Source organism: Propionivibrio dicarboxylicus, assembly GCF_900099695.1.
Classification (GTDB): domain Bacteria; phylum Pseudomonadota; class Gammaproteobacteria; order Burkholderiales; family Rhodocyclaceae; genus Propionivibrio; species Propionivibrio dicarboxylicus.
Map to the genome: position 1 here is coordinate 705,675 of NZ_FNCY01000001.1, position 26,549 is coordinate 732,223.

The 26,549-nt window shown below is 64.7% G+C and carries 26 protein-coding genes; 6 read left to right on the plus strand and 20 right to left on the minus strand.

What is annotated here, in order from left to right; genetic code table 11:
* Window positions 1-10: 10 nt before the first annotated feature.
* Genes BLR25_RS03430 through BLR25_RS03455 form a run of 6 tightly spaced genes read right to left on the minus strand, consistent with a single transcriptional unit; the run spans window position 11 to window position 5,004 of the window.
* Window positions 11-1,246 carry a NupC/NupG family nucleoside CNT transporter gene (locus BLR25_RS03430; protein WP_176785732.1) on the minus strand — a complete coding sequence of 412 codons (1,236 nt, stop codon included), beginning with the start codon at window positions 1,244-1,246 and terminating at the stop codon, window positions 11-13.
* A gap of 17 nt (window positions 1,247-1,263) precedes the next feature.
* On the minus strand, window positions 1,264-2,526 hold the full coding sequence (locus BLR25_RS03435) for a dihydroorotase (RefSeq protein ID WP_091933387.1): 1,263 nt from the start codon (window positions 2,524-2,526) through the stop codon (window positions 1,264-1,266).
* Between the two features lies 1 nt (window position 2,527).
* Window positions 2,528-3,487 (minus strand): aspartate carbamoyltransferase catalytic subunit, encoded by a 960-nt coding sequence (locus BLR25_RS03440; RefSeq protein WP_091933390.1) that lies wholly within the window; start codon window positions 3,485-3,487, stop codon window positions 2,528-2,530.
* Window positions 3,480-3,986 (minus strand): bifunctional pyr operon transcriptional regulator/uracil phosphoribosyltransferase PyrR, encoded by a 507-nt coding sequence (pyrR, locus tag BLR25_RS03445; RefSeq protein ID WP_091933392.1) that lies wholly within the window; start codon window positions 3,984-3,986, stop codon window positions 3,480-3,482. The genes BLR25_RS03440 and pyrR overlap by 8 nt, the downstream gene beginning before the upstream one ends.
* 12 nt (window positions 3,987-3,998) lie before the next feature.
* Entirely contained in the window at window positions 3,999-4,442 is a 444-nt protein-coding gene (gene ruvX / locus BLR25_RS03450; protein ID WP_091933396.1) for a Holliday junction resolvase RuvX, read from the minus strand.
* The gene (locus BLR25_RS03455) at window positions 4,435-5,004 is read right to left on the minus strand and encodes a YqgE/AlgH family protein (protein WP_091933400.1); all 570 of its coding nucleotides are present in this window, start codon (window positions 5,002-5,004) and stop codon (window positions 4,435-4,437) included. The genes ruvX and BLR25_RS03455 overlap by 8 nt, the downstream gene beginning before the upstream one ends.
* 69 nt (window positions 5,005-5,073) lie before the next feature.
* Between BLR25_RS03455 and BLR25_RS03460 the strand changes: the two genes are divergently transcribed.
* Complete coding sequence (locus BLR25_RS03460; protein ID WP_091933403.1) at window positions 5,074-6,513, plus strand: cryptochrome/photolyase family protein; 1,440 nt, start codon at window positions 5,074-5,076, stop codon at window positions 6,511-6,513.
* Here the strand turns inward: BLR25_RS03460 and BLR25_RS03465 are convergent.
* The 5 genes from BLR25_RS03465 to BLR25_RS21180 form a co-directional block, all read right to left on the minus strand.
* Window positions 6,491-11,410 (minus strand): hybrid sensor histidine kinase/response regulator, encoded by a 4,920-nt coding sequence (locus BLR25_RS03465; RefSeq protein WP_091933407.1) that lies wholly within the window; start codon window positions 11,408-11,410, stop codon window positions 6,491-6,493. The genes BLR25_RS03460 and BLR25_RS03465 overlap by 23 nt on opposite strands.
* 4 nt (window positions 11,411-11,414) lie before the next feature.
* Window positions 11,415-11,924: a chemotaxis protein CheW gene (locus BLR25_RS03470; protein ID WP_091933410.1), complete on the minus strand. Its 510-nt coding sequence runs from the start codon at window positions 11,922-11,924 to the stop codon at window positions 11,415-11,417.
* Window positions 11,925-11,936: 12 nt separating this feature from the next.
* On the minus strand, window positions 11,937-12,302 hold the full coding sequence (locus BLR25_RS03475; RefSeq protein WP_091933413.1) for a response regulator: 366 nt from the start codon (window positions 12,300-12,302) through the stop codon (window positions 11,937-11,939).
* A 24-nt stretch (window positions 12,303-12,326) separates the two neighbouring features.
* Window positions 12,327-12,698: a response regulator gene (locus tag BLR25_RS03480; RefSeq protein WP_091933694.1), complete on the minus strand. Its 372-nt coding sequence runs from the start codon at window positions 12,696-12,698 to the stop codon at window positions 12,327-12,329.
* A gap of 112 nt (window positions 12,699-12,810) precedes the next feature.
* Complete coding sequence (locus BLR25_RS21180) at window positions 12,811-12,981, minus strand: hypothetical protein (protein WP_176785733.1); 171 nt, start codon at window positions 12,979-12,981, stop codon at window positions 12,811-12,813.
* A gap of 11 nt (window positions 12,982-12,992) precedes the next feature.
* On the opposite strand from BLR25_RS21180, the gene thiD reads away from it, so the two are divergent.
* Both thiD and hemL read left to right on the plus strand, forming a co-directional pair.
* Complete coding sequence (gene thiD / locus BLR25_RS03485) at window positions 12,993-13,832, plus strand: bifunctional hydroxymethylpyrimidine kinase/phosphomethylpyrimidine kinase (RefSeq protein ID WP_091933417.1); 840 nt, start codon at window positions 12,993-12,995, stop codon at window positions 13,830-13,832.
* A 52-nt stretch (window positions 13,833-13,884) separates the two neighbouring features.
* Entirely contained in the window at window positions 13,885-15,168 is a 1,284-nt protein-coding gene (hemL, locus tag BLR25_RS03490) for a glutamate-1-semialdehyde 2,1-aminomutase (RefSeq protein ID WP_091933423.1), read from the plus strand.
* A gap of 50 nt (window positions 15,169-15,218) precedes the next feature.
* On the opposite strand, the gene BLR25_RS03495 is transcribed toward hemL, so the two are convergent.
* The 7 genes from BLR25_RS03495 to BLR25_RS03525 form a co-directional block, all read right to left on the minus strand.
* Window positions 15,219-16,559, minus strand: coding sequence for a magnesium and cobalt transport protein CorA (locus BLR25_RS03495; protein ID WP_091933427.1), 1,341 nt, complete (start codon window positions 16,557-16,559; stop codon window positions 15,219-15,221).
* A gap of 82 nt (window positions 16,560-16,641) precedes the next feature.
* Window positions 16,642-17,355 (minus strand): monofunctional biosynthetic peptidoglycan transglycosylase, encoded by a 714-nt coding sequence (gene mtgA, locus BLR25_RS03500; protein ID WP_091933431.1) that lies wholly within the window; start codon window positions 17,353-17,355, stop codon window positions 16,642-16,644.
* A complete protein-coding gene (gene aroE, locus BLR25_RS03505) occupies window positions 17,352-18,170 on the minus strand; it encodes a shikimate dehydrogenase (protein ID WP_091933437.1) in 819 nt (272 codons plus the stop codon). The genes mtgA and aroE overlap by 4 nt, the downstream gene beginning before the upstream one ends.
* Window positions 18,171-18,180: 10 nt before the next feature.
* Window positions 18,181-19,050 carry an energy transducer TonB gene (locus BLR25_RS03510; protein WP_176785734.1) on the minus strand — a complete coding sequence of 290 codons (870 nt, stop codon included), beginning with the start codon at window positions 19,048-19,050 and terminating at the stop codon, window positions 18,181-18,183.
* A gap of 10 nt (window positions 19,051-19,060) precedes the next feature.
* Window positions 19,061-20,965, minus strand: coding sequence for a ribonuclease catalytic domain-containing protein (locus tag BLR25_RS03515; RefSeq protein WP_091933440.1), 1,905 nt, complete (start codon window positions 20,963-20,965; stop codon window positions 19,061-19,063).
* A 7-nt stretch (window positions 20,966-20,972) separates the two neighbouring features.
* Entirely contained in the window at window positions 20,973-21,542 is a 570-nt protein-coding gene (locus BLR25_RS03520; protein ID WP_091933719.1) for a YqiA/YcfP family alpha/beta fold hydrolase, read from the minus strand.
* Window positions 21,539-22,360 (minus strand): undecaprenyl-diphosphate phosphatase, encoded by an 822-nt coding sequence (locus BLR25_RS03525; RefSeq protein ID WP_091933443.1) that lies wholly within the window; start codon window positions 22,358-22,360, stop codon window positions 21,539-21,541. Before BLR25_RS03525 ends, BLR25_RS03520 begins: the two co-directional genes overlap by 4 nt.
* Window positions 22,361-22,616: 256 nt before the next feature.
* Here BLR25_RS03525 and BLR25_RS03530 point away from each other — a divergent pair, with 256 nt between their 5' ends.
* Both BLR25_RS03530 and BLR25_RS03535 read left to right on the plus strand, forming a co-directional pair.
* Window positions 22,617-23,231, plus strand: a complete 615-nt coding sequence (locus BLR25_RS03530) for an acetate uptake transporter (protein WP_091933447.1) — start codon at window positions 22,617-22,619, stop codon at window positions 23,229-23,231.
* A gap of 114 nt (window positions 23,232-23,345) precedes the next feature.
* The gene (locus tag BLR25_RS03535; RefSeq protein WP_091933452.1) at window positions 23,346-23,975 is read left to right on the plus strand and encodes a LysE family translocator; all 630 of its coding nucleotides are present in this window, start codon (window positions 23,346-23,348) and stop codon (window positions 23,973-23,975) included.
* Window positions 23,976-23,999: 24 nt separating this feature from the next.
* Here BLR25_RS03535 and BLR25_RS03540 read toward each other — a convergent pair whose 3' ends face one another.
* Entirely contained in the window at window positions 24,000-25,268 is a 1,269-nt protein-coding gene (locus BLR25_RS03540) for an ATP-dependent 6-phosphofructokinase (RefSeq protein WP_091933455.1), read from the minus strand.
* A 101-nt stretch (window positions 25,269-25,369) separates the two neighbouring features.
* On the opposite strand from BLR25_RS03540, the gene BLR25_RS03545 reads away from it, so the two are divergent.
* The gene (locus BLR25_RS03545; RefSeq protein ID WP_143009753.1) at window positions 25,370-25,774 is read left to right on the plus strand and encodes a surface-adhesin E family protein; all 405 of its coding nucleotides are present in this window, start codon (window positions 25,370-25,372) and stop codon (window positions 25,772-25,774) included.
* Between the two features lie 31 nt (window positions 25,775-25,805).
* Here BLR25_RS03545 and BLR25_RS03550 read toward each other — a convergent pair whose 3' ends face one another.
* Entirely contained in the window at window positions 25,806-26,381 is a 576-nt protein-coding gene (locus BLR25_RS03550; RefSeq protein WP_091933463.1) for a DUF4337 domain-containing protein, read from the minus strand.
* Window positions 26,382-26,549: the final 168 nt, after the last annotated feature.

Genomic DNA, 26,549 nt, shown 5'->3' on the forward strand with positions numbered 1-26,549 from the left:
TTGCTCTGGCTTATTGCAGTAGTGCAACGACGCTGCCGCAGGAAAGTGTCGCCAGCGTACCGGACACGAGTGTCCAGGGGCCCAGCCGGATGATTTCGGCGCGGCGCTCGGGAGCCATCGCGCACATGCCGCCGAGCAGGATACCGAGACTGCCGAGGTTGGCGAAGCCGCAGAGCGCGTAGGTCATGATCAGTCTTGAGCGTGGCGCCAATGCGTCGGCGGGCAGGTAGGCGAGATCAAGATAGGCGATCAGTTCGTTGAGGACGGTCTTGGTGCCGAGCAGCGCGCCCGCGGTGCCGGCCTCGCTCCAGGGAATGCCGCAAGCCCAAGCGAGCGGCGCCATCAGCCACCCGAGCAGGCGTTGCAGCGTCAGCGCCGTACCGTCGATTGCCGGAAGCATACCGAGCGCCTGGTTGGCGAGGCTGACGAGTGCGACGAGGACGATCAGCATGGCGACGATGTTGATCAGCAGCGTCGCGCCTTCCATCGTGCCGCGGGTGATCGCGTCCATGCTGCTCTGGTCGGTGCGCGGCAGCTCAAGGTGGCGGCCGGTCGGTGCGCCGGTGGGGGGCACAAGGATGACCGAGAAAACGATCGCAGCCGGCGCGCTGATGAACGAGGCGGCGAGGATATGGCCGAGCGCATCGGGAACGACCTTGCCGAGGATCGCCGCATACAGCCCCATGACCGTGCCGGCGACGCCAGCCATGCCGGCGGAGAGGATGATGAAGAGCTCGCCGCGGCTGACGGCAGCCAGATAGGGGCGGACGAGCAGGGGCGCCTCGACCATGCCGACGAAGACATTGGCGGCCGTGGACATGCCGACGGCTCCGCCGACGCCGAGGCTGCGTTCAAGGACGAGCGAAAAGAAGCGCACCGCCCAGGGCAGTATCCGCCAGTGAAAAAGCAGCGCCGAGAGCGCGCTCATGACGAGCACGATCGGGAGCGCCTGGAAGGCCAGCACAAAGCTGCTGCCGGGCGCGCTTTCACTGAAAGGGAGCGGGCCGCCGCCGAGATAGCCGAAGACGAGTTGCGTGCCTTCGCGCGTTGCCGCGCTGATGGCGAGCAAGGCGTCGTTGCAGGCGGCGAAGGTCTCGCGGGCGCCGGGCAGGCGGAAAATCGCCAGCGCCAGCGCGCCTTGCAGCGTGATGCCGCCGAGAACGGTACGCCAGGGCACCGCCCGCCGGTTGGCCGATAGCACCCACGCCAGCGCCAGCAGGCCGAGATAGCCGACGAGCGCCTGCACCGTGGGCTCCCGCTGTCCTAGTGGCTGTCGCCGAAGACCTGGCGCCCGCCGACCAGCGTGGCGCGAACCTGGCCACACATCTCTTCGCCGGGGAAGGGGGTGTTCTTGCCCTGGCTGCGCAGCGTGTCCGGCGTCACGCGCCAGCGTGCCTCGGGATCGAAGATGCAGAGGTCGGCGCGGCTGCCCGGCGCGAGCGTGCCGGTCTCGATACCGAGGATGGTGGCAGGATCGCAGGTGATGCGGGCCAGTGCCGTCGCCAGCGGAACGCCGCATTCCTGTGCCCAGCGCAGCGTCAAGGGCAGCAGCAGTTCGAGCCCGGTCGCACCCGGTTGAGCTTCGCCGAACGGCAGTTGCTTGCCGTCTTCGCTGACCGGCGTGTGGTCGGAGCAGATCGCCGCCAGACCTTCGGCAACCGCTTCGCGCAGCGCGGCGCGGTCGCTGGTGGCGCGTAGCGGCGGAGTGAAGCGGGCATGGCTGTCGAAATAACCGATGTCCTCTTCCGACAGGTGCAGGTGATGGATGCCGACGTCGCAGCTGACGGCGAGTCCGTTGCGGCGCGCTTCACGTACCAGCGCGATACCGGCGGCCGACGACAGCCGCGTCAGGTGCAGGCGGACGCCGGTGGCCTTGGCCAGTTGCAGGGCGGTGGCGATGGCGACGGTTTCGGCACAGACCGGGATGCCGGCGAGTCCGAGGCGTGAGCCGACATCGCCGTCATGGGCGACGCCGTCGCGGGCCAGGTAGTGGTCCTGCGGTTGCAGGTGCAGGGCGACGTCGACGGTGGCGGCGTATTGCATCGCCCGCAGCAGCACTTGCGTGTCGATCAGCGGACGCTGGGCTTGCGAGAAGGCGATGCAACCGCTCTTCCTCAGCGTCGCCAGTTCGGCGAGCTTCTCGCCGCCGAGTTCCTGCGTCAGTGCGCCGAGCGGGTAGATATGGGCGAGGCCGAGCGCGGCGCCGCGACGGACGATGCGTTCGACAAGTCCGGCTTCGTCGAGCGGCGGTCGCGTGTCGGGCGGGCAGGCCAGTGCCGTGATGCCGCCGGCGACGGCGGCTGCCAGTTCGGGTTCGACACCGCCGAGGCGGGCGGAAAGATCGACGAAGCCGGGGCTGACGATGCAGCCTTGGGCGTCGATCGTTTGCGTCGCGACGAAGCCGGCAGGGGCTGCACCGATTGCGGCGATGCGGTCCCCGTCGATATAGACGTCGGCGACCTGGTCGAATTGACGCTGCGGATCGATGACGCGGCCGCCGGTGATGTGGATCGTGTGCTTGTTCATCTCAGTTCCCCGCCAGAATGCTCATGACCGCCATACGGACGGCAATGCCGAAGGTCACCTGCGGCAGGATGACCGATTGCGCGCCGTCGGCGACGTCGGAGGCGATCTCGACGCCCCGGTTCATCGGTCCCGGGTGCATGACGATGGCGTCGGGCTTGGCCAGCGCCAGCACTTCGGTCGTCAGGCCGTAGCACTTGAAATATTCGCGCGCCGACGGCAGCAGCGCGCCGTTCATGCGCTCGTTCTGCAGCCGCAGCATGATGATGACATCGCAGTCGCGGACGCCTTCGCGCAGGTCGTGGAAGATGCGTACGCCCATTTTTTCGATCGCCACGGGCAGCAGCGTCTGCGGTCCGATGGCGCGGATCTCGGGGACGCCGAGCGCCTTGAGCGCGTGGATGTCCGAGCGTGCGACGCGCGAATGCAGGATGTCGCCAACGATGGCCACGCGCAGTTGCGAGAAGTCCCGCTTGTAGTGGCGGATGGTGTACATGTCGAGCAGGCCCTGCGTCGGGTGCGCGTGCCGGCCGTCGCCGGCATTGACGACGTGCACCTCGGACCGCCCGGTGCGGCGCAGATGTTCGGCGATCAGGTAGGGGGCGCCCGACGCGTTGTGGCGGACGACGAACATGTCGGCGTGCATGGCCACGAGGTTGTCCACCGTGTCGAGCAGCGTTTCGCCCTTGGCCGTCGATGAGCGCGCGACATCGAGGTTGATGACGTCGGCCGAGAGGCGTTTGGCGGCGATTTCGAAGGTCGTCCGTGTGCGCGTGGAATTCTCGAAGAACAGGTTGAAGACGCTCTTGCCGCGCAGCAGCGGCACCTTCTTGACGCTACGGTCGGACACTTCGAGGAAGCTTGCGGCGGTGTCGAGGATATGCTCGATCGTTTCGCGCGGCAGGCCCTCGGTCGTCAGCAGGTGGGTGAGTTCCCCGTGGGCGTTGAGCTGAGGATTAGGCATGGTCTTCGCACCTCCATTGCAGTTTGCCGTCCGGACCAGGTTCAAGCACGAGTTCCTCGCGTTCGCCGAGTGCGACTTGCCAGGTGCAGAACTCGGCATAGATCGGCAGTTCGCGGCCGCCGCGGTCGGCGAGGACCGCCAGCGAGATGCTGGCCGGACGACCGTAGTCGAACAATTCGTTGATGGCAGCGCGCGTGGTGCGGCCGGTATAGAGCACGTCATCGACGAGAATCAGCGAGCGGCCGTCGACGTCGAGCGGGATCCGTGTCGGCTTGACCTGCGGGTGCAGTCCGCGCTTGCTGAAGTCGTCGCGATAGAAGGAGATATCGAGTTGGCCGATCGGTGTGGCCGGTTGCAGCAGTTCGGCAAGACGTCGCGCGACCCAGGCGCCGCCGCTGTGGATGCCGATCAGCATCGTCGTGGGCTGCAGGTGGGGGCGGATCAGATCGGCAAGCGCGATGCATTGCGCTTCGGCGTCCGGAAGAATGGGAAGGGGCATGGTGGCGGTTTCCTAAGGGGACGGGAGGTGTTCGAAGTAGCCTTGCAGGATGATCTGGGCGGCCAGCGTGTCGACATGAGCCTTGGCGCTGCGGGCGTCGTGGCCGCTCTCGCGTAGCCGTTCCTCGGCTTCGAGCGAACTGTAGCGTTCTTCGGCATAGTCGACGGGCAGATTGAAGCGGCCGCGCAACTGGTTGGCGAAGCGAGTGCAGCGTGCCGTCATGGCGTGCGGTGTGCCGTCGAGCGCCACCGGCAGGCCGACGACGAGCCGGATCGGTGTCCACTCCTGGATCAGTGCGCCGATGGCGGCGAAGCGTTCGGCATTGATTTCGCTGCGTATCGTCGTCAGCGGATGCGCCTGGCGCAATTCAAATTCGCCAATGGCGATGCCGATGCGTTTTTCGCCGAAGTCGAAGGCGAGGACCGTGCCTCGTGCCGGTGCGCCTGTCTCAGGCATGCCCGGCGGCGTCCGCGAGGTTGGCGAAATCGATGCCGAGCATGTCCATGGCTGAGGCCAGGCGTTCCTCGTGCGGCAGTCCGAAGAGGATGTGGGCGCTGGCGGGGACCGTCAGCCAGGAATTTTGCGCCAGTTCGTGTTCAAGCTGGCCGGCGCCCCAGCCGGAATAGCCGAGGCTGACGAGCAGGTCGGCCGGGCGCAATGCGCTGCCGAGCGACAGGAGAATGTCGCGGGAACTCGTGAGTCCGGTGTCGGCGTTGACGATGAGCGTCGATTGCCATTCACCGAGCGGTCGATGCAGGACGAAGCCGCGATCGGTCTGGATCGGGCCACCGAAATAGACGGCTTGATTGGCGAATTCGTCGTGATCCCGCGGTGAGACCGGGATCGAGATGCGCTCAAGCAGCGTCGCCAGGTTGAGCTCGACCGGACGATTGACGATCAGGCCGAGGGCGCCTTGTTCGTTATGCTCGGCGATATAAACCAGGGACTTGGCAAAATACCGATCCGCCATGGAAGGCATGGCGATCAGAAAATGATCGGTCAGGTTGATGCTCTGCATACGAATATTGTACCCTCAAATGGCGGTTGGCCATGCGGCCACCATGGTCTAACCGGGAGTGGCAGGGTGTTGGATTCGATTCTGATGTGGTTCCGGCGCGATCTGCGCGACGATGATAACGCGGCTTTGGCCGAGGCGACGCGACGCGCCAGACGCGTCTATTGCGTGTTCATTTTCGATCGCGACATTCTTGACGCCCTGGTGGACCCGGCGGATGCGCGCGTTGCCTTCATCCATGCCTCGCTCATCGAACTCGAGGCCGGCCTGCGCCAGCACGGCGGCGCGCTGATCGTGCGCACGGCGCGCGCGGTCGACGCCATTCCGGCGCTTGCCGCCGAGCTCGGTGTCGACGCGGTCTTCGCCAATCGCGATTACGAACCCGCGGCCAAGCAGCGCGACGCTGCGGTAGAAACGGCACTGGCGGCGCACAGGATCGGCTTCGAAGGCTTCAAGGATCAGGCGCTGCGCGACGGTGCCGAGGTCCTGGCGCAGTCAGGACGGCCGCTGACGGTGTTTACGCCGTACCGGAATGCCTGGCTGCGGCGCTTTGCCGATGACGATATCGTTCCGTTCTCGATCCAGCCGGGGCGCTTGGCCGTGCCGCCGTGCGCGCAGGGCGTGCCGCCGCTGGCGAGCATCGGTTTCCGGCCGCCGGCCGATGCCTTGCCGTTTCAGCCGGGGATGTCCGGCGCGCAGGCCGCGCTCACGCGCTTTGAGTCGTTGCTGGGCGGCTATGCGACCGCCCGTGATTTTCCGGCGCTTGACGCTACCTCGGGCCTGTCGCCGCATCTGCGTTTCGGCACGATGTCGATTCGCCGGCTCGTCGCCCTGGCAATCGGCGGCGCCCGGGCGGGCCGGGACGGCGCGGCGAAATGGCTCGACGAGCTAATCTGGCGCGACTTCTATTTCATGATTCTCGATCATTTTCCGCATGTTGTGGACGGCGCCTTTCGCCGTGAATTCGACGCGCTGAAGTGGGAAAGCGGCGCGACTGCCGATCGCGATTTTGCCGCCTGGTGCGAGGGCGCGACCGGGTTTCCGCTGGTCGACGCGGCGATGCGGCAACTACGCCTGACCGGCTGGATGCATAATCGCCTGCGCATGCTGACAGCATCGTTTCTGACCAAGGATCTCGGCATCGACTGGCGGCGTGGCGAGGCCTATTTCGCCGAGCGCCTGCTCGATTTCGATCTGGCGGCGAACAACGGTGGCTGGCAGTGGTCGGCGTCGACCGGTTGTGACGCTCAGCCCTATTTCCGTATTTTCAATCCGGTGACCCAATCCGAGCGCTTCGATGCCGAGGGAAGTTTCATCCGCCGCTTCGTGCCGGAACTGGCGGCTGTGCCCGACCGTTTCATCCATGCCCCGTGGACTCTGGGCGAATTGGCGCTGGCGGCGCATGGCCTGCGCCTCGGCGTCGACTATCCGCGGCCCTGCGTCGATCACGCCGAGGCGCGGCGGCGCACGCTCGCGCGTTATGCCGCTGTCAAGAACGGTTCGCCAGCGTGACGAAGCTCGCGACGAGCTTGAGCAGGTTTTCTTCGTTGAACGGTTTGCCGAGGAAGTGATCGACGCCGATGTCGGCGGCATAGCGCCGGTGCTTCTCCGCCGTACGCGAGCTGATCATGATGATCGGCACCGCGTGCAATCGTTCGTCGGCGCGGATCTGACGCGTCAGTTCGAAACCGTCGAGGCGCGGCATCTCGATGTCGACGAGCAGGACGTCGGGAACGATGTCGATCAACTGTTCGAGCGCATCGACGCCGTCGCGCGCGACGAGGACCTGATAGCCTTCGCGCGCCAACATCCGCCCGGTGATCTTGCGCACCGTCAGCGAATCGTCGACGACCATTACCGTCGGTCGGTGCGCCGGCATCGACCCCGACGGACCGGCAGCCGGCGTCTGGGCGGCATCGCCGCGCGCCGGCGATTGGGTGAATTGCACGAAGAGCGCGACCGGGTTGATGATCAGGACGATTTCGCCGCCGCCGAGCACCGTTGCGCCCTCGATGCCGATGACGCGGGCCAGCTGCGGCCCGACGTTCTTGATGACGATTTCGCGGGTGCCCATCAGCTCATCGACTTGCACGGCGGAGCGGCGCCCGCCGCTGCGCAGCAGCAACACCCAGTATTGCCGACGGCGCTCGGGCAGCGCGCTGGCGTCGCCGAGCAGGCGAGGCAGGAACTGGAAGGGATAGGCCTGGCCTTGCCAGTCGGCCTGTCCGGCCGCGCCGATGTCTTCGAGCGCTTCTTCCTTGAGGTCGAGTACCTGCTCGATCATCGCCGACGGAATCGCATAGCGTCGGTTGCCGACGCGGACCAGCAGCGCCTTGGTCGTTGCCAGGGTCAGCGGCAGGGTGAGGCGGAATTCGGTGCCTTTTCCGGCCTGCGTGGCGATGTCAACGCGGCCGCCGAGATGCGCGACCTCGTTCTTGACGACGTCCATGCCGATGCCGCGTCCGGCGATCTGGGACACTTCGGCTGCCGTCGAGAATCCCGGCGTGAAGATCATTTCGGCCAGACGGTCGTCGCTGACGACGGCGTCTTCGGCGAGCAGGCCGGCGGCGACGGCGCGCGCACGGATGCGCGGCAGGTCGAGGCCGCGGCCATCGTCGCTGAGGCTCAGCACGACTTCGTTGCTTTCCTGCGTCAATGACAGGTTGATTTCGCCGATGTCGGGTTTGCCGGCAGCCCGCCGCTGGCCGACTGCTTCGAGGCCGTGCGCGACGGCGTTGCGCAGCAAGTGTTCGAGCGGCGCCACCATCTTGTCGAGAACGCTGCGGTCAAGTTCGACCTGCGCGCCGTGGATTTCAAGGTTGACGCGCTTGTCGAGTTCTTTCGAGGTTTGCCGGACGATGCGGTAGAGACGGTCGGAGAGGCTGCCGAAAGGCACCATGCGCACGGCCATCAGTTCATTCTGCAGCGTCCGGTTCAGGCGTGCCTGAGCGGCCAGCGCGGCATTGGCGTTGTCGAGGTTCTTGAGCAGGCTCTGCTGGACGGTGGCGACGTCATTGACCGATTCGGCGAGCATCCGCGTCGCTTCCTGAAATTGCGTGAAGCGGTCGAATTCGAGCGGATCGAAACCGGCGGGTGTGCTGTCGTCGGCGCTGTCGTCCAATCGTTGTCCGGCCGGCATCTGCGTTTCCGCCTGCATCTCGATGTCGCGCAACTGGCGCCGCAGCCGGGCGACGTTGTCGGTGAGGTCGAGCAGCGAGTCCTTGAGGCCGCGCATTTCGCCTTCGATCCGGGTGCGGGCGATCGACAGTTCGCCGGCTTCGTTTACCAACCGGTCGATCAGGTCGGCGCGTACTCGCACGGTGGCGCGTGGTACGCCTATCCCGGCCTCGTGTTCCTGCACCGCCGGTGTTGCGTCGGGCGTTCCGTCTTCGGTTCCGGGGGGCGGTGTGCCGGCATCGGGGATTTCGCCGCCCTGAAGCCGGTCGAGGATTTGCTGCACGTCATCGAAAACGTTGCAGATGTCATCGATGGCGTCGCGCGAGATCTCACCGCCGCTGGTGGTGTCGATGACGCGGGCCTCGATGGCATGGGTGATTTCGCCGAGATTCATGGCGCCGGCCATGCGGGCGCTGCCTTTGAGCGTATGCAGCAGGCGGGTGAGCGCGGTGACGACTTCGGCGTCGTCCGGGGCGTCCTGCCAGGCGCGCAGTTGCGTGGCAATGCCTTGGCTCAGTTCCTGCGCTTCGTCGATGAAGATCGGCAGGAGTTGCGGGTCGATGTCGTCTTCGCGCTGCGGCAGGGCGGCGACCAGCGTCGCCAGTTTTGTCTTGCCCGATCCTTCGGCGGCGGGCGCGGGTGCCGGAATCGCCGCGTCGTCGTTTTCCGCGGGCGCGTCGCTGTCGGCGACCGCCGGGTAGAGCGCGTTCAACGCGTCGACGATGTCCGGCGACAGGCTGATTTCGCGTTGTTCGATGACGGCGGTGAGGGTCTGTTCGATCTCGTCGGTGGCCTGTCGGAGCACGCCGAGCGCTTCGAGACTGGCCGATTCGGCCGAAGGGCCGCGTCGAAGCAGCGCGTATTCGAGGGCGCGGGCGAGTTGATTGAGTTGGCGGAAGCCGACGGTAGCCGAAATACCGGCCAAAGTGTGGGCGGCGCGGATCATCTCCGCTGGCGTTGCGGTCGTCTCGTCGCGTTCGAGTACGCCGAGTTCGTGGCGCAGCGTGCGGACATGGCCGGTCGCTTCGTCGCGGAAGATTTCCAGCAGCGCGCCCGACAGGATGGTGCGCGAGGCGGCTGCCGGGCGTGGCGCGGCCGTGTCGGTCGGCGGTTGCCGGAGCGCCGCCGCGGCGGCAATCAGCGCCGAGATGTCGGGCGGAGTGCCGGCCTGGCTTTCGAGCGCGTCGGCCATCGTCTCGAACAGCGCACGCGCCTGTTCGATCAGGTCGAGCAAGGCCGGGGAGACCGCCCGTTCCTGGCCCAGCCAGAGGTTGAGCGTTTGTTCGAGCGCCCAGCCGGCATCGCCGGCGTCTTCCAGTCCGACCATGCGGCCGCTGCCTTTGAGCGTGTGAAAGGCACGACGCAGCGTGATCAGCGCCTCGCGGTCGCCGGCTTGCCGGCGCAGGCGTTCGAGGCAGTCGGCGAGGGTGACGAGTTCGCCGCGCGCTTCCTCGACGAAGAGGGCGATGAATTCGGCGTCGGTCGTGGTGCTGGCGGCGGTATCGGGCGCTGCCTCCGGCGCTGCGGCGGGCGTCGCGGCGTCGAATTGCCGGGCGAATTCGGCGAAGTCGATGTCATCGTGCTCGCGGGCGTCGACAAAGAATCCGATCAGCGCCAGGCCACGGGCGATGCGTTCGAAGTCGGCGTCGGGGGCGGGCGCATCGGCGGCGCCAAGGCGTCGCAGGTCGGCGGCACAGCGCTGCCAGGCGTCGAGCGCCGCCGCGTCGTGGCAGAAGTCGGTGAGCGCGCGCGCTCCCTGTTGCAGCGACGTTTCCAGCGTGGCGATGTCGTTTCGACGCTCGGGCGTGCGGAAGACTTCGTCGAGGACCAGTTCGATCTGCGTCAGCGCATTCCTGAGCGCCTTGCCGGCCTGTCCGGCACGCAAGCTTTCCTGCGCTTCCTGGGAGAGCGTTGCCAGGGCGGGATCGCTTTCCTCGTCGGCGGGAGCGAAACCGGCGATGCAACGGTGCAGGCGGGCGACGGTGGTGTCGACGGCTTGGGCGAAATCGCTACCGAGGTGGGCAAAATTCCGTAGCGCCGTGTCCGCGAGCAGCAGCGCCGTCGCCATTTCGCCGGCCAGCGTGTCCGAATGGCGCGCCGGATCTTCGCCGAGCCAGTTGGCCGCAGCGACGATGGCTTGCGCCAGGCGGCGGGTGTCGGTGTGACCGAGCGTTTCGATCAGCGTGGCGGCGCTGCCAATCCGCGCACCAAACGTCGTCAGTGCCGATGCCGTGCCCGTGCAATGGGCTTTCCAGGCGTTTTCGGCGGCAATCAGCAGGGCGTGCAATTGCTGCTGCGGCGTTTCTTCCAGGGCGTCGTTTGCGTTGTCGGGGATCAGGTCGCCCAGACGGTAGGTCGTCCGGATCTCCTCGGTCAGCGGGTGCGCAGCGGCGCTGCTGGCGATGAGATACAGCGATTCGCGCAGCAGGCGTGTATCGGCGGCGACATCCCCGTCAATGAGGCGGCGCAGTTGTTGGTCGATCTGCGTGCACCAGGGTTTGAGCGCACTTTCGGCAAGACCGGGGTTTTCCGTCAGCGCCGTCGGTACGCCTGCCGCCACGCGCCAGAAAGTGCGGGTGGCCGGCGTTTCCTGGCTGGCTTCGATTTGCAGCAGGGCCTCGCGCATTTCGTCGAGGCCGGTGCGTTCCTGTGGCGCCCGCAACCAGACGAGCAGGCCTTTTTGGAAGCGCGCGCGCGCCTGCTTCTGGCGCGATCGGCGTTCGTCGGCTGCCAACGCTTCGCCGGCCTGTTTGCTGACCTGTTCGCAGGCGGGCAGGCAGAGGCTCGTGTCCGGGAAAAAAAGTTCGGTGGGCGAAACCGTGTCGATGCCGCGCGCTTTCTGCACCGCTTCGTAGAGCGGTGCCAGCCGCAGGGCTTGCAGAGGCTTGCCGGCCTGCAAGGCGTCGAATGTCTGCCGGATCGCCCGGAGGCTACGGTGCGCCAGATCGATGGTCGTTTCGCCGGCGGGACGCAGCATTCTTTCGACGGCGTCCATCAGTTGTTCGAGCGCTTCGGTGAGTTGGGTGATGCCGTCGAGTCCGACCATTGCGACGGCGCCGTGGACCTCATGCAGGCGCAGTCGGCAGTCGTGGATGCGCGAGAGATCGCCAGCGCCGTGGGTGACGCTGTCGGTGTAGGCGCAGAGCGCTTGGTCGGCCTGGTCGAGCGCCTGATCGATTTCGCTCCTGACCCAGGTCAGGAGACCGGTGTCGAATGTGTTTTTTGTGTTCATGGGATTACGAGCCGACCGACATGAAGCCTTCGTCGGCCATCAATTGCCGAACGTCGAGCATCCGCCAGGTGCATCCTTCCTTGTCGGAAAACGTCTGACCCACCCAGGCATGGGGCGGGGTTTCCGAATCGGTCGGGGTCAGGTCTGCGATGTTGCGCAATCCGAGCATGCGGCCGACGAGCAGGGCGCAGTTGTTGCCTTGCCTCGGACCAACCAGCAGCAGCCGCGCGCTACCGCTTCTTGGTGTCGCTTCCTTGCCGCAAAACGCGGCAAAATCGGTGACAGCGTAGAGGTCGCCGCGGATGTTGGCGATGCCCGCGAACCAGGGACGCGTCAAGGGAACGGCGGTCAGAGGCGGCGGCGGAACGACTTCGCCGGAGTCCTGAAGCGGCAGCAGCCAGCGCTCCTCGCCCGATAACACGCCGAGCAGACCGGCCGCCGGTTGCGATCCGGCACCGGCCAGACGGTTGGCGAGGTAGGTCTGGAATTGGCTGAGGCTGCCGCGCTGGCCCATGCGTGGTCTGGATCAGAGTGCGGCGATTTTCATCAGCAGTTCGTCGCCGTCCACCGGCTTCGTCAGGTAGTCGAGCGCGCCCTGGCGCAGCCCCCAGATCTTGTCGGTTTCCTGGCCCTTGGAGGTACAGACGATGATGGGGATGTTCCTGGTGGCGTCGTCGCGCGTCAGCGTGCGCGTCGCCTGGTAACCGTTCAGTCCGGGCATGACCACGTCCATCAGGATGAGGTCGGGATGCTCGTTCCGGGCTTTGTCGATGCCTTCTTCGCCGTTGGTCGCCGTCACGACTTCATAGCCGTTGCGGGTCAGCAGGTCGACCAGCACATAGCGTTCGGTCGGTGAGTCGTCGATGACGAGGATTTTCTTGACAGTGGACATGGCGATGCTCCTGAGTTGTTTTTTTCAGTTGAGAGATCCGGACGGAGGTTTGGCGAAGGTCGCAAGTGCCTGCAACAGGCTTTCCCGGGTGAAGGGCTTGGTCAGGTACTGGTCGGCACCGACCATATGCCCGCGTGCCCGGTCGAGCAGTCCATCCTTGGACGTCAGCATGATCACCGGCGTTGCATGGAAGAGGGGATTCCTCTTGATCAGCGCGCAGGTCTGGTAGCCGTCCAGGCGCGGCATCAGGACGTCGCAAAAGACGATGGCGGGCCGGTGGTCGATCATTTTCGCCAGCGCGTCAAAACCGTCCTCGGCAAGAATGACCTGGTATCCGGCTTGCGTGAGGAAAATCTCGGCGCTGCGCCGGATCGTGTTGCTGTCGTCAACCACCATGACCTTGATGCCATTCAAATCAACGGCTTCAGTCAATTCTGTCCTCCGGACTGCCGCTTTTGGGGGCGACCTGGATGCTGCATGACTTCGTTCGGATTCAATCTGGGCCACACTATACCGCAAGGCTCGCCCCGGCGGCGACTGGCGAGCGTCGCCAGGTATCGGCGCAGACGCCCGCCAACCCGGTCGGGAGCGGATTTTCGGGTAGAATCGTCGTCATGTTTTTTCGCGCCGGAAGCCGGGTGTAGCGCGCATGCGCCAGCACCGGCGAACCCGACGGCATGTGACGATTTCATGGATTCACTCTCTTCTCATCTATCGCCCCCCCTCGTTCTCAGTTTCGCTGCGACCGATTCGACGGGTGCGGCCGGGGTAGCGGCCGACCTGATGACGCTGACGTCGATGGGCTGTCATCCGCTGTCGGTGGTGACGGCGATCACGGTGCAGGACAGCGTCGGCGTCAGCAGTGTGCTGGCGCTCGATCCCGAGTGGGTCGAGGCGCAGGCGCGCGCGGTCCTCGAAGACATGCCGGTCGATGCGTTCAAGCTCGGCATGCTCGGTAGTGCCGATATCATTGCCGTCGTGGCGGCGGTGCTGGCCGATTATCCCGATGTGCCGGTGGTTTTCGACCCGGTACTCTCTTCGGGTGGGGGCGCCGAACTGGCCGACGACGAGATGGTCGGCGCGATGAAGGAGCTGATCCTGCCGCAGACAACCTTGTTGACGCCGAATACACTCGAGATCCGCCGCCTGGCCGACGACGGCAAGAGCGATGCCGACGACCTCGATTTCGGCGAATGCGCCAAGCGCCTGCTGGCCTGTGGCTGCCGTCACGTGCTGCTGACCGGCACGCACGAGAACACGCAGCAGGTGGTGAACACCCTTTACGGTGCCGAGGGCGTGGCGCGCAGCGATCACTGGGATCGTCTGGCCGGGGCCTATCACGGTGCCGGCTGTACGCTGGCGTCCGCGGCAGCGGCCGGACTGGCCCACGGCCTGGCCGTCGGCGACGCGGTGCGCGAGGCGCAGGACTACACCTGGCAGACGCTGGCGGCCGGATTTCGTGCCGGCATGGGGCAGTTCATTCCTGACCGGTTTTTCTGGGCGCGCCGTCACGAGGCGCCGGATGCCTGATGTTTGGGCGGGCTGAAGCGCATTCCTTTCTTTCTATTTGCGGAGACTTCACGTGTCTGATCGAAATTCCTCTCTCTTCGAGCGTGCCCAACGGCATATTCCCGGTGGCGTGAATTCGCCGGTGCGCGCCTTCCGTTCCGTCGGTGGCGCACCGCGCTTTTTCAAGCAGGGGGCCGGTGCCTGTGTTACCGATGTCGATGGCAAGTCCTATCTCGACTATGTCGGCTCCTGGGGGCCACTGATCGTCGGCCACGCGCATCCCGACGTCGTTGCGGCAGTGCAGGCGGCTGCGGCGCAAGGGCTGTCGTTCGGGGCGCCGACCGAAGCCGAGGTCGATCTCGCCGATCTGCTCTGTCAGCTGTTGCCGTCGATGGACATGGTGCGGCTGGTCAGTTCCGGTACCGAGGCGACGATGAGCGCGATCCGTCTGGCGCGCGGCTTCACCGGGCGTGACCTGCTCGTCAAGTTCGAGGGCTGTTATCACGGCCATTCAGACAGTCTGCTGGTCAAGGCGGGTTCCGGTTTGCTGACCTTCGGCAATCCAAGTTCCGGTGGCGTGCCGGCCGATCTCGCCAAGCACACGCTGGTGCTCGATTTCAATAATGCGGCGCAACTCGAACAGGCCTTCGCCGAGCATGGCGACAAGATCGCCGCGGTGATCGTCGAGCCGGTCGTCGGCAATATGAACCTGATCGCGCCGCAGCAGGAATTCCTGCAGGCGATGCGTGCGCTGTGCTCGAAGCATGGCGCCGTGCTGATTTTCGACGAGGTGATGACCGGCTTCCGCGTCGGCCTCTCCTGTGCGCAAGGCCGCTTCGGCATCACGCCGGACCTGACCACGCTTGGCAAGGTAATCGGTGGTGGCATGCCGCTCGGCGCCTTTGGCGGTCGGCGCGAGATCATGGAACAGATCGCGCCGCTCGGGCCGGTCTATCAGGCCGGCACGCTGTCTGGCAATCCCGTGGCGGTGGCCGCTGGGCTGGCGACGCTCAAGCTGATTCAGGCGCCGGGCTTCTTCGAGACGTTGTCGGCGAAGACGGCGGCCTTGTGCAGCGGACTGGAAAATGCGGCGCGCCAGCAGGGCGTGGCCTTTTCGGCGCAGGCTGTCGGCGGCATGTTCGGGCTGTATTTCCGTGCCGCCTGTCCGCAGACCTATGCCGAAGTGCTCGAGTGCGACAAGGCCGCGTTCAACCGCTTCTTCCATGCGATGCTGACCGCCGGTCACTATTTCGCGCCGTCGGCTTACGAGGCGGGCTTCGTTTCGGCGGCACACAGCGATGCCGACATCGCCGAGACGGTGGCAGCGGCCGGGCGCTGGTTCGCGAATCCCGTCTAGCGCTTGTTTCGAGATAGAGGGCGGGGCGTGCGCCCCGCCGAACCCGGCGTTTAGCCGAGTGCATCCTTGCTGCGCTGTTCGAGCGCCATGCGACGCTCGTAGTGGCGCAATACCAGGAAAGTTGCCCAACCGACGCCCATCATGCCGATGATGAAGGCTGCGTAGGCGAGCGGCCAGGGGACGCCCTGCGTCATCATCGAGAATTCCGACATGCCGCCGATGCCGGCGAGGATGTTGATCGGCATGAAGATGACGCTGATCGTGGTCAGCTTCGACACGCGTTGGTTCTGGTTGATGTTGATGAAGCCGACCGTCGCGTCCATCAGGAAGTTGATCTTGTTGAAGAGGAAGGACGTGTGGCCGTCGAGCGACTCGATGTCGCGCAGGATCTGGCGCGCGTCCTCCTGCTGGTCGGCGGTGAGGAACTTGCCGCGCATCAGGAAGGAAACCGCCCGGCGCGTGTCCAGCACGTTGCGGCGAATACGACCGTTGAGGTCTTCGCTGCGGGCGATTTCGGACAGGATGGCCGCCGCTTCTTCGTCTGACAGGTGCTTGTTGAGCACTTTCTTGCCGGCGGCTTCGAGGTCGGCGTAGATGTCTTCGAGTGCGTCGGCGGAGTATTCGGCGTCGGCCGCGTAGAGGTCGAGCAGCACGTCCTTGCCGTCCGAGACGTAGCCCGGTTGGGTCCGCGCCCGCAGGCGCTGCAAGCGGAAGGTCGGCAATTCCTCGGTTCGCACCGAGAACAGCACGTCCTTGTGCTGAATGAAGGCGACCGCGACGTTGCGCGATTCGGTCTCCAAATCGAGCAGGAAGTCGGAGTGCAGGTGGATCTCGCCGTTGTCCTCGACGTAGAAGCGGGCGCTGGCCTCCAGGTCCTTGAGGTTGTTCGGGTTGGGCAACTGCACGTCGAAGAAGCGGCCGACCCAGGCACGGATCTCCGGCGTCGGGGCGACCAGGTCGACCCAGATCGGTTTCAGACAGCGCAGGTCGTAGGGCGTGTTGACGTTGATCTGGCTGAGGCGGCCGTTGCGCAGTTCGAAGGCCGTCACCGAAGTCTTTTCGTTGCGCAGGTGGCTGTCGCAGATCAGGTCTTCGCGGATCTCGTCAGAGAGGATTTCAAGGATTGCCTCGCCGCGTTCTTCGCGCACGTCATTCCAGACTTGCAGGCGTTCCTGCGGTTCCAGCGCCTCGATGATGGCCGCGACTTCGTTGAGCGGCAGGCGTTCGAGCAGGGCGTGCAGGCCGATCGGGTGTTGCTTGTGTGCGGGGTCGTCGCCGCTGTCGTGACGCGGCGAATCCGAACGGTGCACGAGCTCCTCGACCAATTTGCGCTTGGCAAGCAGTTCCTTGACCGTATCCAGATTCTCCGGAATGCTCTTTTCTTCGCTCATCGGGGATTTCCTCCTGCGTTGCCGGGGCGCGTCAAACCGGCGCCAATTCTAGCATGCGGGGCAGGCCAAAACCGGCTGTGCGTCAGGGGATTTGTGCTGCGGGCAGGCGTCCGAGCAGGACATCGGTCTGGGCGGCGAGGCCGGCAGAGTCGCGATGACGGTCGTAATAGCGCGGGCTCGGCACCATCGCCGCGAGACGGGCGGCCTGTTCCGGCGACAGCTGCGCCGCGGCAATGCCGAAGTGATGAAGTGCCGCCGCCTCGGCGCCAAAGACGCCGTTGCCCCATTCGATGACGTTGAGATAGACCTCGAGGATGCGGCGCTTACTCCAGGTGGCCTCGATCATTGCGGTGATCACGGCTTCCTGTGCCTTGCGCCAGTGCGTCTTGTCCGGCGTCAGGAAGAGGTTCTTGGCCAGTTGCTGCGTGATCGTCGAGCCGCCGGCGGCGATTTTCCCGCGTTGCTCATTGCGCTCGAGCGCTTTTTGCATGCCGCGCCAGTCGAAGCCTTGGTGATGAACGAAGGAATCGTCCTCGGCGACGATCAGTGCGCGCTTGAGCGCCGGCGTGATCGCGCCGTACTCGACCCAGTGCTTGCTCAGGCGGGCGCCGGGCGTTTTTTGTTGCAATTCGGCGAGGCGGATCTCCATGAAGCGGGTTATGTCCGGATTGTGGTCGCGCCACCACAGGACCCACGCGAAGATCCAGGCTTCGTAGAGGACTGCGGCAATGACGACGAGCCACAGCAGGCGTTTTGTCCAGCGGCCAAGCGACGCGAAGAAACGCGCCGCCTTCATTTCGCCGCGAGCAGCAGTTCCATGACCGGCTTGCCTTGCGGGCGGACACCGCGCCAGACGAAAAAGGCTTCGGCGGCCTGCTCGACGAGCATGCCGAGCCCCTGCGCGATGCGTGCGGCGCCCTGTTCCTGGGCAAAGCGGCAGAAGGGCATGTCGGGACGCCCGTACATCATCGTGTAGGCGAGGCTGCCGGCGGCGAACAGGCCGGTCGGGAGCGCCGGCATGGCGTCGCTGAGGCTCGACGAGGTGGCGTCGATGACGATGTCGAACTGTTGTCCGGCGAGGTCGTCGTAACTGCTGGCGCTGACGGCGCCGAGCGCAGCGAAGCGCGCAGCCAGTTCAGTGGCGCGGGCGACCGTGCGGTTGGCGACGGTCAGCGATAGCGCGCCGGCGTCGAGCAGGGGGCCGATGGCGCCGCGGGCGGCGCCGCCGGCGCCGAGCATGAGGATGCGCTTGCCGGCGACCGGTGTGTCGAGATTGGTTTCGATGTCATGCAGCAGTCCGAAGCCGTCGGTGTTGTCGCCGATGATCTCGCCGTCGCAGAAACTCAGGGTGTTGACGGCGCCGGCGAGTTCGGCGCGCTCGGTGCGCCGGGTCGCCAGTCGGAAAGCCTCTTCCTTGAAGGGCACCGTGACGTTGGCGCCCTTGCCGCCGCGGGCGATGAAGTCGCGCACGGCGCCGGTGAAGTCGTCAAGCGGCGCCAGTTGCGTGACATAGTCGATATCCTCTCCGGTCTGGCGGGCAAAGGCGGCATGGATGATCGGCGATTTGCTGTGACCGATCGGGTTGCCGAAAACGCAGTAGTGGTCTGTCATGGTCGTTCTTTCAACGGGTGCGTGATTCGAGCTGGTTGCTGTTCGTGAAGGTCAGGGTCCGCGTGATTTCGAGGCGGTCGAAGTCGGCGCGGATGTCGGCCGGGAAGGCGGCGTAGGGACTGGCCATCTGGATGATCCGCCGGGCGGCGTCGTCGAGGATGCGATGGCCCGAACTGCGATCGATCTCGATCTTGGCGATCTGGCCGTCGGCGGTGATCGTCACCGACAGGATCAGTGAGCCGAACAGCTTGCCACGTGCGGCTTCCGGGTAATTGAGCGTGCCGATGCGTTCGACTTTCAGGCGCCAGTCCTCGACGTATTGTGCGAAGCGATATTCGTCGACGCGAACGCCGAGATGCTTGACGCGGGGGCGCTTGTTGTAGGTCTCGGTGTCGCGGGCGATTTCACCTTCGATGCGTGCCAGCGCCAGGGCGCTGGTGGCAAGGTCGCGGCCGCTGAGGGTTGGCACCGGTTCCGGTTGCGCTTCCTGTTCGGCCTTGATTGCCATGCCCTTGCCGCGAGCTTGCGCCAGGAGTCTCTGTTGTTGCGCTTCGAGGGCTTTGACCCGCTTCTCCGCCTGTTCGAGATCGTTGCCGCTTTTCTCGCGGTGCGAGGCCGGCAGCGGCGTCCGCATGCGCCGATCCTGGTCGGTGTCGCCGCCGCCGTCGAGACGGTTTTGCGCGAGGGCTTGCGCCTTGGTCGGCTTGTGCGCCGACTTGCTGTTGACCAGGATGATTTCGAGCGCCTTGTCCTGGAAGGCGCGCGAGGCATCGGGAAACTTGAAGTTGAGTGCCAGCAGCAGCCCGTGCAGCGCGAACGAGATGCCGAACGCCATCCACAGCTTGGGGATGGCGGCGAACGGGCGCCGGGGCAGACTCATGGCGATCACGTCAGTCCAGCGCTTCCGCCGCGTCGTCGTCGAGCGCTTCGTCGCTTTCGCCTTCCTGCGTATCGATGAAGCGCAGACCGAGGTCGAGCGTCAGCGGGTCGAGCGTTTCGATGCTGAGCGTGACTCGGGTACCCGGCGGCAATTCCGGCAACGACGGGACGCGCAGCACGATCGGCAGGTGATCCACCTTGACGAGGTTCTCGCGACGCACGGTGGCGCCGATGCTGTCGATCGCCTCCTGGCGCAACCAGCGCAGGCACCAGTAACGCTCCATGCCGCGCTGGAATTCGGCGTAGGCGGCGTAGGTCAGCTCGAAGTCGCGCATGGCGGCAAAAAGCGCATCCGAGCGTGCCTTGAAATAGGGGGCGCGGTCGCCGATGCAGGCGATCAGTTGCCACTGGTTGATCAGGTCGACGTAGCGGCGCAAGGGCGACGACGACCAGGCGTACTGGGCGACGCCAAGTCCTTCGTGCGGCAGCGGCGATGTCGTCATGCGTACCTTGCCGGCGGTCTGCGCCCGGTAGATCGCGGCGATGCTGCGCTCGGCGAGCAGCCCGCCCCAGGTGCTGTTGGCGACGATCATCAGTTCGGCGACGAGCTTGTCGAGCGGGCTGCCGCGCTTGCGTTCGCTGATGCGGACGCGGCACTGTTCGGGGTTCTCGGGATCGCCGTCGATGTCGAAATTGTAGTCGTGGATGCCTTGCATGGCCGACGGTTTGCCGCGTCGCTTCTCGCAGGCGCTGGCCAGTTGCCAGAGCGTTTTCAGCTCGTCGCGGAACGGGAAATCCGGCAGTTCACCGGCGACCGTTTCAGCGTTGAACAGCGGTTCGATGTCGTGATGGCGCAGATTGGCGGCAATGCGCACGCGTTCGATGCGCGATTCGTGCGCAGCGATCTCGAAATCCGGTGTGACTGTCAGATACAGCGATAACGCCGGGCACTCGCGTCCGGCCGCCAACGTGTAGGCCTCGACGATGGTGTCGGGCAGCATGGTGATCTTGCGGCCGGGCATGTAAACGGTCGACAGCCGCTGGCGGGCGATCGCATCGAGTGGCGATTCGGGCAGGATGCCGAGGGCCGGGGCGGCGATATGAATGCCGACGCGCCAGCCGCTGGCGAGTGTCTCGATAGAGAAGGCGTCGTCGATTTCGGTCGTTGCCGCGTCGTCGATCGAGAACGCGGCCACCGTGGCGCACGGGAGCTCGTTCGTGAGGGTCGGCAGTTCGACCGGCGGAAACGCGGTGCCTTGCGGAAAATACTCGAGCAGGAAGTGGCGCAGATGAACGTCGTGGGCGCTGCGCACCGCGCCGCAACGGTCGAGCAGGTGCAGCGCCGACAGTCCTGTCTCGGCGCAGGCAGTTTCCAGCGCTTTGGTTTCCGGGCGGTTACGGTCGGGTTTGTAGAGCAGTTGGTCGAGCAGCGGCTTGAACTCCGGCGGCAAGGTGAATGCCTTGAGTTCGGCCACCATGCGTTCGATGGCTAGCGCTTGCTGACGCTTTTTTTCAAGACCGGCCAGAGCGGCTGCCAGAATGTCTGGAGGGGCTTTGCGGAAGCGGCCCTTGCCTTTGCGGTGGAAGTGGATGGGCGCTGAATGCAGGGCAAGCAACAGCGATGCCGCTTCGACCGGGCTGGCTTTGTGTCCGCAGTAGTCGTCGGCAAGATCAGAAAAAAGAAATTCGCCATCGCTTGCACACTCCCAGAGGAAGGGGATATCGATCTCCCCGGCGGCGGGTTCGGCCCGGTTCAGCAACTCGGTTGGCGACGGGTCGTTGAAACGCAACAGGACACTGGCCGCCTTGATCTTGCTGCGCTTGCCGCTGGCCGTTTCGACCTGCAGCGAGCTGTCGTTGTCGGTCAGGACCGTGGCTGCCTTGAACGCGCCGTCTTCTTCGAACAATACATGCATCGGGAAATTATAACCCGCAAAATTCAAGGAGTTGCGGCAACATGTCGGGGAAGCGGGTAAAGCTGTGGTCGCCCCCGTCGAAGACTTCCTGGCGACAGCCGGCGTACCGGGTGACGGCATCGCGGTAGTCCAGTACCTCGTCGCCCTTTTCGACCATCAGCAGGTAGCGGCCGGGCGTGATTTCCGGGGCTTCGAGCGCGCGCAGCTGGTCGATATGCGCCTCGGTGAATTCAAAACTGGCACCGGTATGCAAATTCGTTTGTGTGCCCAGGTATTTCTGCAGGGAAATCGGGGCGACAATGGCCGGGTTGATCAGGGCCGCACGCAGCAGATGCTTTTCCGCCAGCCAGGTGGCGTAGTAGCCGCCGAGCGAACTGCCGACCAGCGTCAAGGGGCCGACGCGGCTTTCGATGATGGCCTCGGCCTGGGCGATGGCTTCCTCTGGTACCGGCGACAGCGTCGGGCAGATCAGACGATAGCCCTGTCCGCGGTCGTCGAGTGCTTTCTTGAGGACGCCGACTTTCCAGGAAGCCGGCGACGAACAGAATCCATGCAGGTAAAGAATCGAAGAGATCATGCGGTCCACGCGATAAGGTCGAGTTGCCAGGTGACGATGATGACGATGCCGAAAGCGATCCGGTACCAGGCGAACGGGGTGAAATCGTGCGTCGAGATGAAGCGCAACAGCCAGCGCACGCAGAAAAAGGCGGAGACGAAGGCGGCGACGAAGCCGGTCGCCCACAGGCCGAGGTCGTCGGCGGAGAACAGCGCGCGCTCCTTGTAGGACTGATAGAGGGTTGCGCCGATCAGCGTCGGGATGGCCAGGAAAAACGAGAACTCGGCAGCGGCGCGGCGCGACAGTCCGAAGAAGAGTCCGCCGATGATCGTCGCGCCGGAGCGTGAGGTGCCGGGAATCAGTGCCAGCGCCTGGGCGAGTCCGAGTTTGAGCGCGTCGAGGGCGCTGAGGTCGTCGACCGAGTCGACGCGGATCGTGTGCCGCCGACGCTCCGCCCAGAGAATGAATATGGCACCGACGATGAAGGCGAGGGCGACCGGCAGGGGCTTGAACAGGTGGGCTTCGATCGCCTTCTTGAACAGCAGGCCGAGGACGGCGAGTGGGATGAAGGCAATGACGATGTTCAGGGCAAAGCGCTGCGCCGCCCGTTCGCGGGGCAGTCCGCGCAGCGTATTGAAGATCCGGGCGCGGTATTCCCAGCAAACGGCGAGAATCGCGCCGGACTGGATGACGATTTCGAACAGTTTGCCGCGTGCGTCGTTGAAGCCGAGCAGGTCACCGACCAGGATCAGGTGTCCGGTCGATGAAATCGGCAGGAATTCGGTCAGCCCCTCGACGATGCCGAGCACAAGGGCCTTGAACAGGATCAGGAAGTCCACCAAACGGCTCCGTGGAAAAAACCGGCATTCTAACAGGCGCGTCCTGCCGCGGGGCTAGGGACGGCAAGCGCTTGTCTTTTTGCGGAAAACCGAAGTTGAACAGGATGCGTGGTGCATGGGAGAATGCGCGACCTTTACATTGGGGTTAAAACGGATTTGTTTGCGCCTGTGTTTCCGGAGCGTCTGATTTTTTGGATGTTTTTCGTTGGGTCGCGGGGTGTGCCGACAGGTCCATTCTTTTTTCAGGAGAGTGTCAATGAGTGCTGCTGAAACGCAGAAAATTAAAGTTACGGTCGCCAATCCGACCGCGCTGGGGCTGTTCGGCCTGGCGATGGTGACGCTGGTCGCCTCGTCGCAGAAATTGGGGCTGACGACGGGCCTGTCGTTCGTGATCGTCTACGCGCTGTTCCTTGGCGCGACTGCGCAGCTGATCGCTTGCATCTTCGATTTCCTCCACGACAACATCTGGGGCGGTACCGTCTTCGGTGCCTATGCCTTTTTCTGGTATGCCGTTGCCACCGCCTGGATGATGAAGATGGGCGTGTTCGGACCGGAACTGGCCGCAGCCTGTGACGTCAAGCAACTGGGCTTCGCCTTCCTCGGGTATCTGATCTTCTCGGTCCTGATGACGCTGGGCGCGATGGAAGTCAGCAAGCTGATCTTCATCACCATGGTGGTCATCGATATCCTGCTGGCCGCCCTGTCGCTCAATGCCTTCGGCGTTGCCCCGCATGAGACGCACATGATCGGCGCCTACGCCGAACTGACCACCGCGATGCTGTCCTTCTATGGCTGCGGCGCGGTCGTGCTGAACACCTTCTTCGGCAAGGTCTTCCTGCCGGTGGGCAAGCCTTTCGGCATCTTCAAGTAAGCAACACTGCGCCGGCGCGTTCCGGCCGAATGAAAAGCGAGGGCTCTCCGGACCCTCGCTTTTTTCTTTTCCGGCTTGCGGTATTCTTTGACCTTTTCGACGATTGGAGCGCGCATGCCCCTGACGCCCGAGCAGTGTCTGGCCTTTTTGGCAGCCGCGGTGCTGATCACGGTATCGCCCGGCCCCGACAACCTGATGGTCCTCAGCGTCGGCATGTCGCGCGGTCGGCGTCACGGCATGGCCTTCGGCTTGGGTTGTGCGGCCGGATGCATCAGCCATACGACGCTGGCGGCGCTGGGTATCAGCGCTCTGGTGGCGGCCTCGCCGATGGCTTTCGGGGTGCTCAAGCTCGGCGGCGGGGCGTATCTCGTCTGGCTTGGCATTCAGGCGTGGCGCAGCGGCGGCGCGGTACGAACCGATGCGGTGGCGGTGCTGCCGTCATCGCCCCGGCAATTTTTCGCCAAGGGTTTGTTGGCCAACGCGATCAATCCGAAAGTGGTGATCTTCTTCCTGTCGTTTCTGCCGCAGTTCGTCAATGTCGAGCACGGTTCGGCGTCCGTGCAGACCGCCTGGCTGGGCCTGATCTTTACCCTGCAGTCCGCACTGATTTTCGGCGCACTCGGCTTTTTCTCCGGCAGCGTCGGGCAATGGCTGGGCCGTCATGGCAAGGCGGGCGTCTGGCTGGACCGCGCCGCCGGCACCGTGTTCGTCGCGCTTGGCGCACGCTTGATGGCGGTGCGCTGAACGGCCTTCTGCCTGTATGAACGATCAGGCCGGGAAGTGCGCGAATTCCTGGCCGGTGGCCGACAGAACGCCTTGCCACTCAGGGCTGTTGAGGTCGAGTTGCTTCTTTCGGCTGGCCAACAGTTCGATCGGGACGTGCGTGAAGATGTCGTGCTGCTGGCCGATGACCAACCCGGTCTTGCCCGCCATGGCGGCGTGAACCGCGTTGCGGGCGAAGAAGTCGCAGAGGATCGCATCTTCGGCGCCAGCCGGAACGCTGCGGACGAGATAGCTCGGATCGATGTAGCGCAGTGTGAAGGGGATGTCCTGCTCCTTCAGGTAGGTGTGGATGCGGTCGCGCAGGAAGACGCCGATGTCCTTCGACTTGAGGTTGCCGGAGGCGTCATACTGCTTTTCGCCGCCGCTCATCAGATGCTGTCCGGCGCCTTCGGCAACCAGGATGACGGCATGGCCGCGCTTGACGATGCGCCGTTTGAGTGCGGCGAGGAAGCCGTCTTCGCCGTCGAGGACGAACGGTACTTCGGGGACCAGCGTGAAGTTGACGTCCTGGCTGGCGACCGTCGCGCCAGCGGCGATGAAGCCGGCATGGCGGCCCATGATCTTGACGACGACGATGCCGTTTTCGACGCTATGCGCCTCGGTGTGCGCGCAGGTCAGGATGCGGGTCGCCTCTTCGACGGCGGTCAGATAGCCGAACGTACGCGAGACGAAGGGGACGTCGTTGTCGATCGTCTTCGGGATGCCAACCACGGCAAGCGCGTGGCCGCGCAGCTTGGCCTCGTGATAGAGCGCCGCGCCGCCGCGCTGCGTGCCGTCGCCGCCGACGACGAACAGAATGTCGATCTTGCGGCGGATGAGGTTGTCGACGGCGACGCTGACGTCGACCGGGCCGCGCGAGGTGTTGAGGGCGGAACCGCCGCCCTTGTGGATGTCCTCGACGAATTCCGGCGTCAGCGGGATCGGCTCGGCGCCGCGCCAGGGATCGAGTCCCTGATAGCCATTGACGAAGCCGAGGATTTCACGGACACCGTAGACGTGGTGGAGTTGTAGCACCAGCGAACGGATGACGTTGTTCAGACCGGGGCAGAGGCCGCCGCAGGTGACGATGCCGGCGCGTGTTTTCTTCGGGTCGAAATAGAGCATTTCCCGCGGTCCGGCGACTTCGAGCAGCAAATCGTCGCTTGGCGGTGCGTCCGGGTCGATCACGGCATTCAGGAGGACGCGGATTTTGTCGCTGACAAAGTGCGACAGCGGAGAGGGGTAGCGGGCTTCGCCGAGAACGGTGATATTCATGCCGGGGCCTTTACGCTGGAAGGCGGGAGAGCGCCTAGTATCCACTGATGCAGGCGCTCGGGTCAAACGGACGTTTGGTGTGATCGGGTACAATCCGCGCCATGAAAATATCCAGACGAATTGCCGGCGTGCTCTTGCTGTTGCTGGCCAGCGCTTCCGCCCGAGCCGAATGGCAGGAACTTTCGCGTTTCGACGACGGCATGCGGGTCTATGTCGACCGCGCCAGCGTTCGTCGCGAAGGCGACACGGGGCAGGTGCTGCATCTGGTGCGCTGGGCCGAACCGCAGGAGGAAGAGGGTCAGCCGGCGTATCGGTCGACCGTGGTACGCACCGTGTATGACTGCATCAACAAGCGTGAGCGCTATCTGTCGTCCCTCTCCTTTACCGGCCCGATGGGCGACGGCATCAAGGTCGCGGCCGACGGCCAGGAAGCCGAGCGCTGGTATACGATTTCCGAGGCGTCGATGGAAGAGGCCTTGTGGAAGGTGGCCTGTCAGGTCCGCTGAGTGGACGACAAGCCGCCTTCACCTGAAGGTGTCAGAGATGCAGGTAGCCCATCGCGCCGGTGATCACGCCGAGCGCGCTGGCGCCGTAAACGCCGACGAGTAGCCAGCGCTTGCGGGTGAGCAAGGTGATGGCCGAGAGGGCGATGGCAATTTGCAGCAAGGTGGTGGCAAGCGCCCAGCGTTCGTGCACATGCATTTCGATTTCGCTCTTCTCGTCGGCAGCTTTAGCCTTGGCTTCGAGCTTTTCCGCGTCGAGCTTGATTTCTTCTTTTTCCTTCTTGTAGCGGGCGACCTCCTGCGCGTATTTTTCGCGGTCGTCGCCGCGCGTCAGCACGATCGACAATTCGGCGAGGTTTTGCTTGTTGCTTTTCGCCTGGTAATAGTTCCACTGGTTGGATGCTGAGGTTTTCTGGATCGCGGCCTCGTTTTTGTACAGCAGGGCCGAATTCTGGCTGTGGCCACCCATGTAGCCGAAGATGGCGCCAACCGTCGACAGGATTGCCGTCAGCACGGCGACGCGCGCGGTGAAGGGGTCGCCGCCGTGTTGCGCGACGTGTTCGACTTCGTGATCGTGGGGGCCGTGAACATGGAAACCGTGGCCGGACATGGCGTTCCTTCCCGAGAAATGAACTGAAAAATAAGTGCGGCGAAGTATCTCCGTCGTCGCTCTTTTCGTCAATCGGGGGATGGTGACCCAAAGCCGGCAGGAGCGAACAGTTCTGCCATAATATTGCTTCGCCAATCTCCCCGCGCGGGGTAGTGTCTTTGTGGCGTC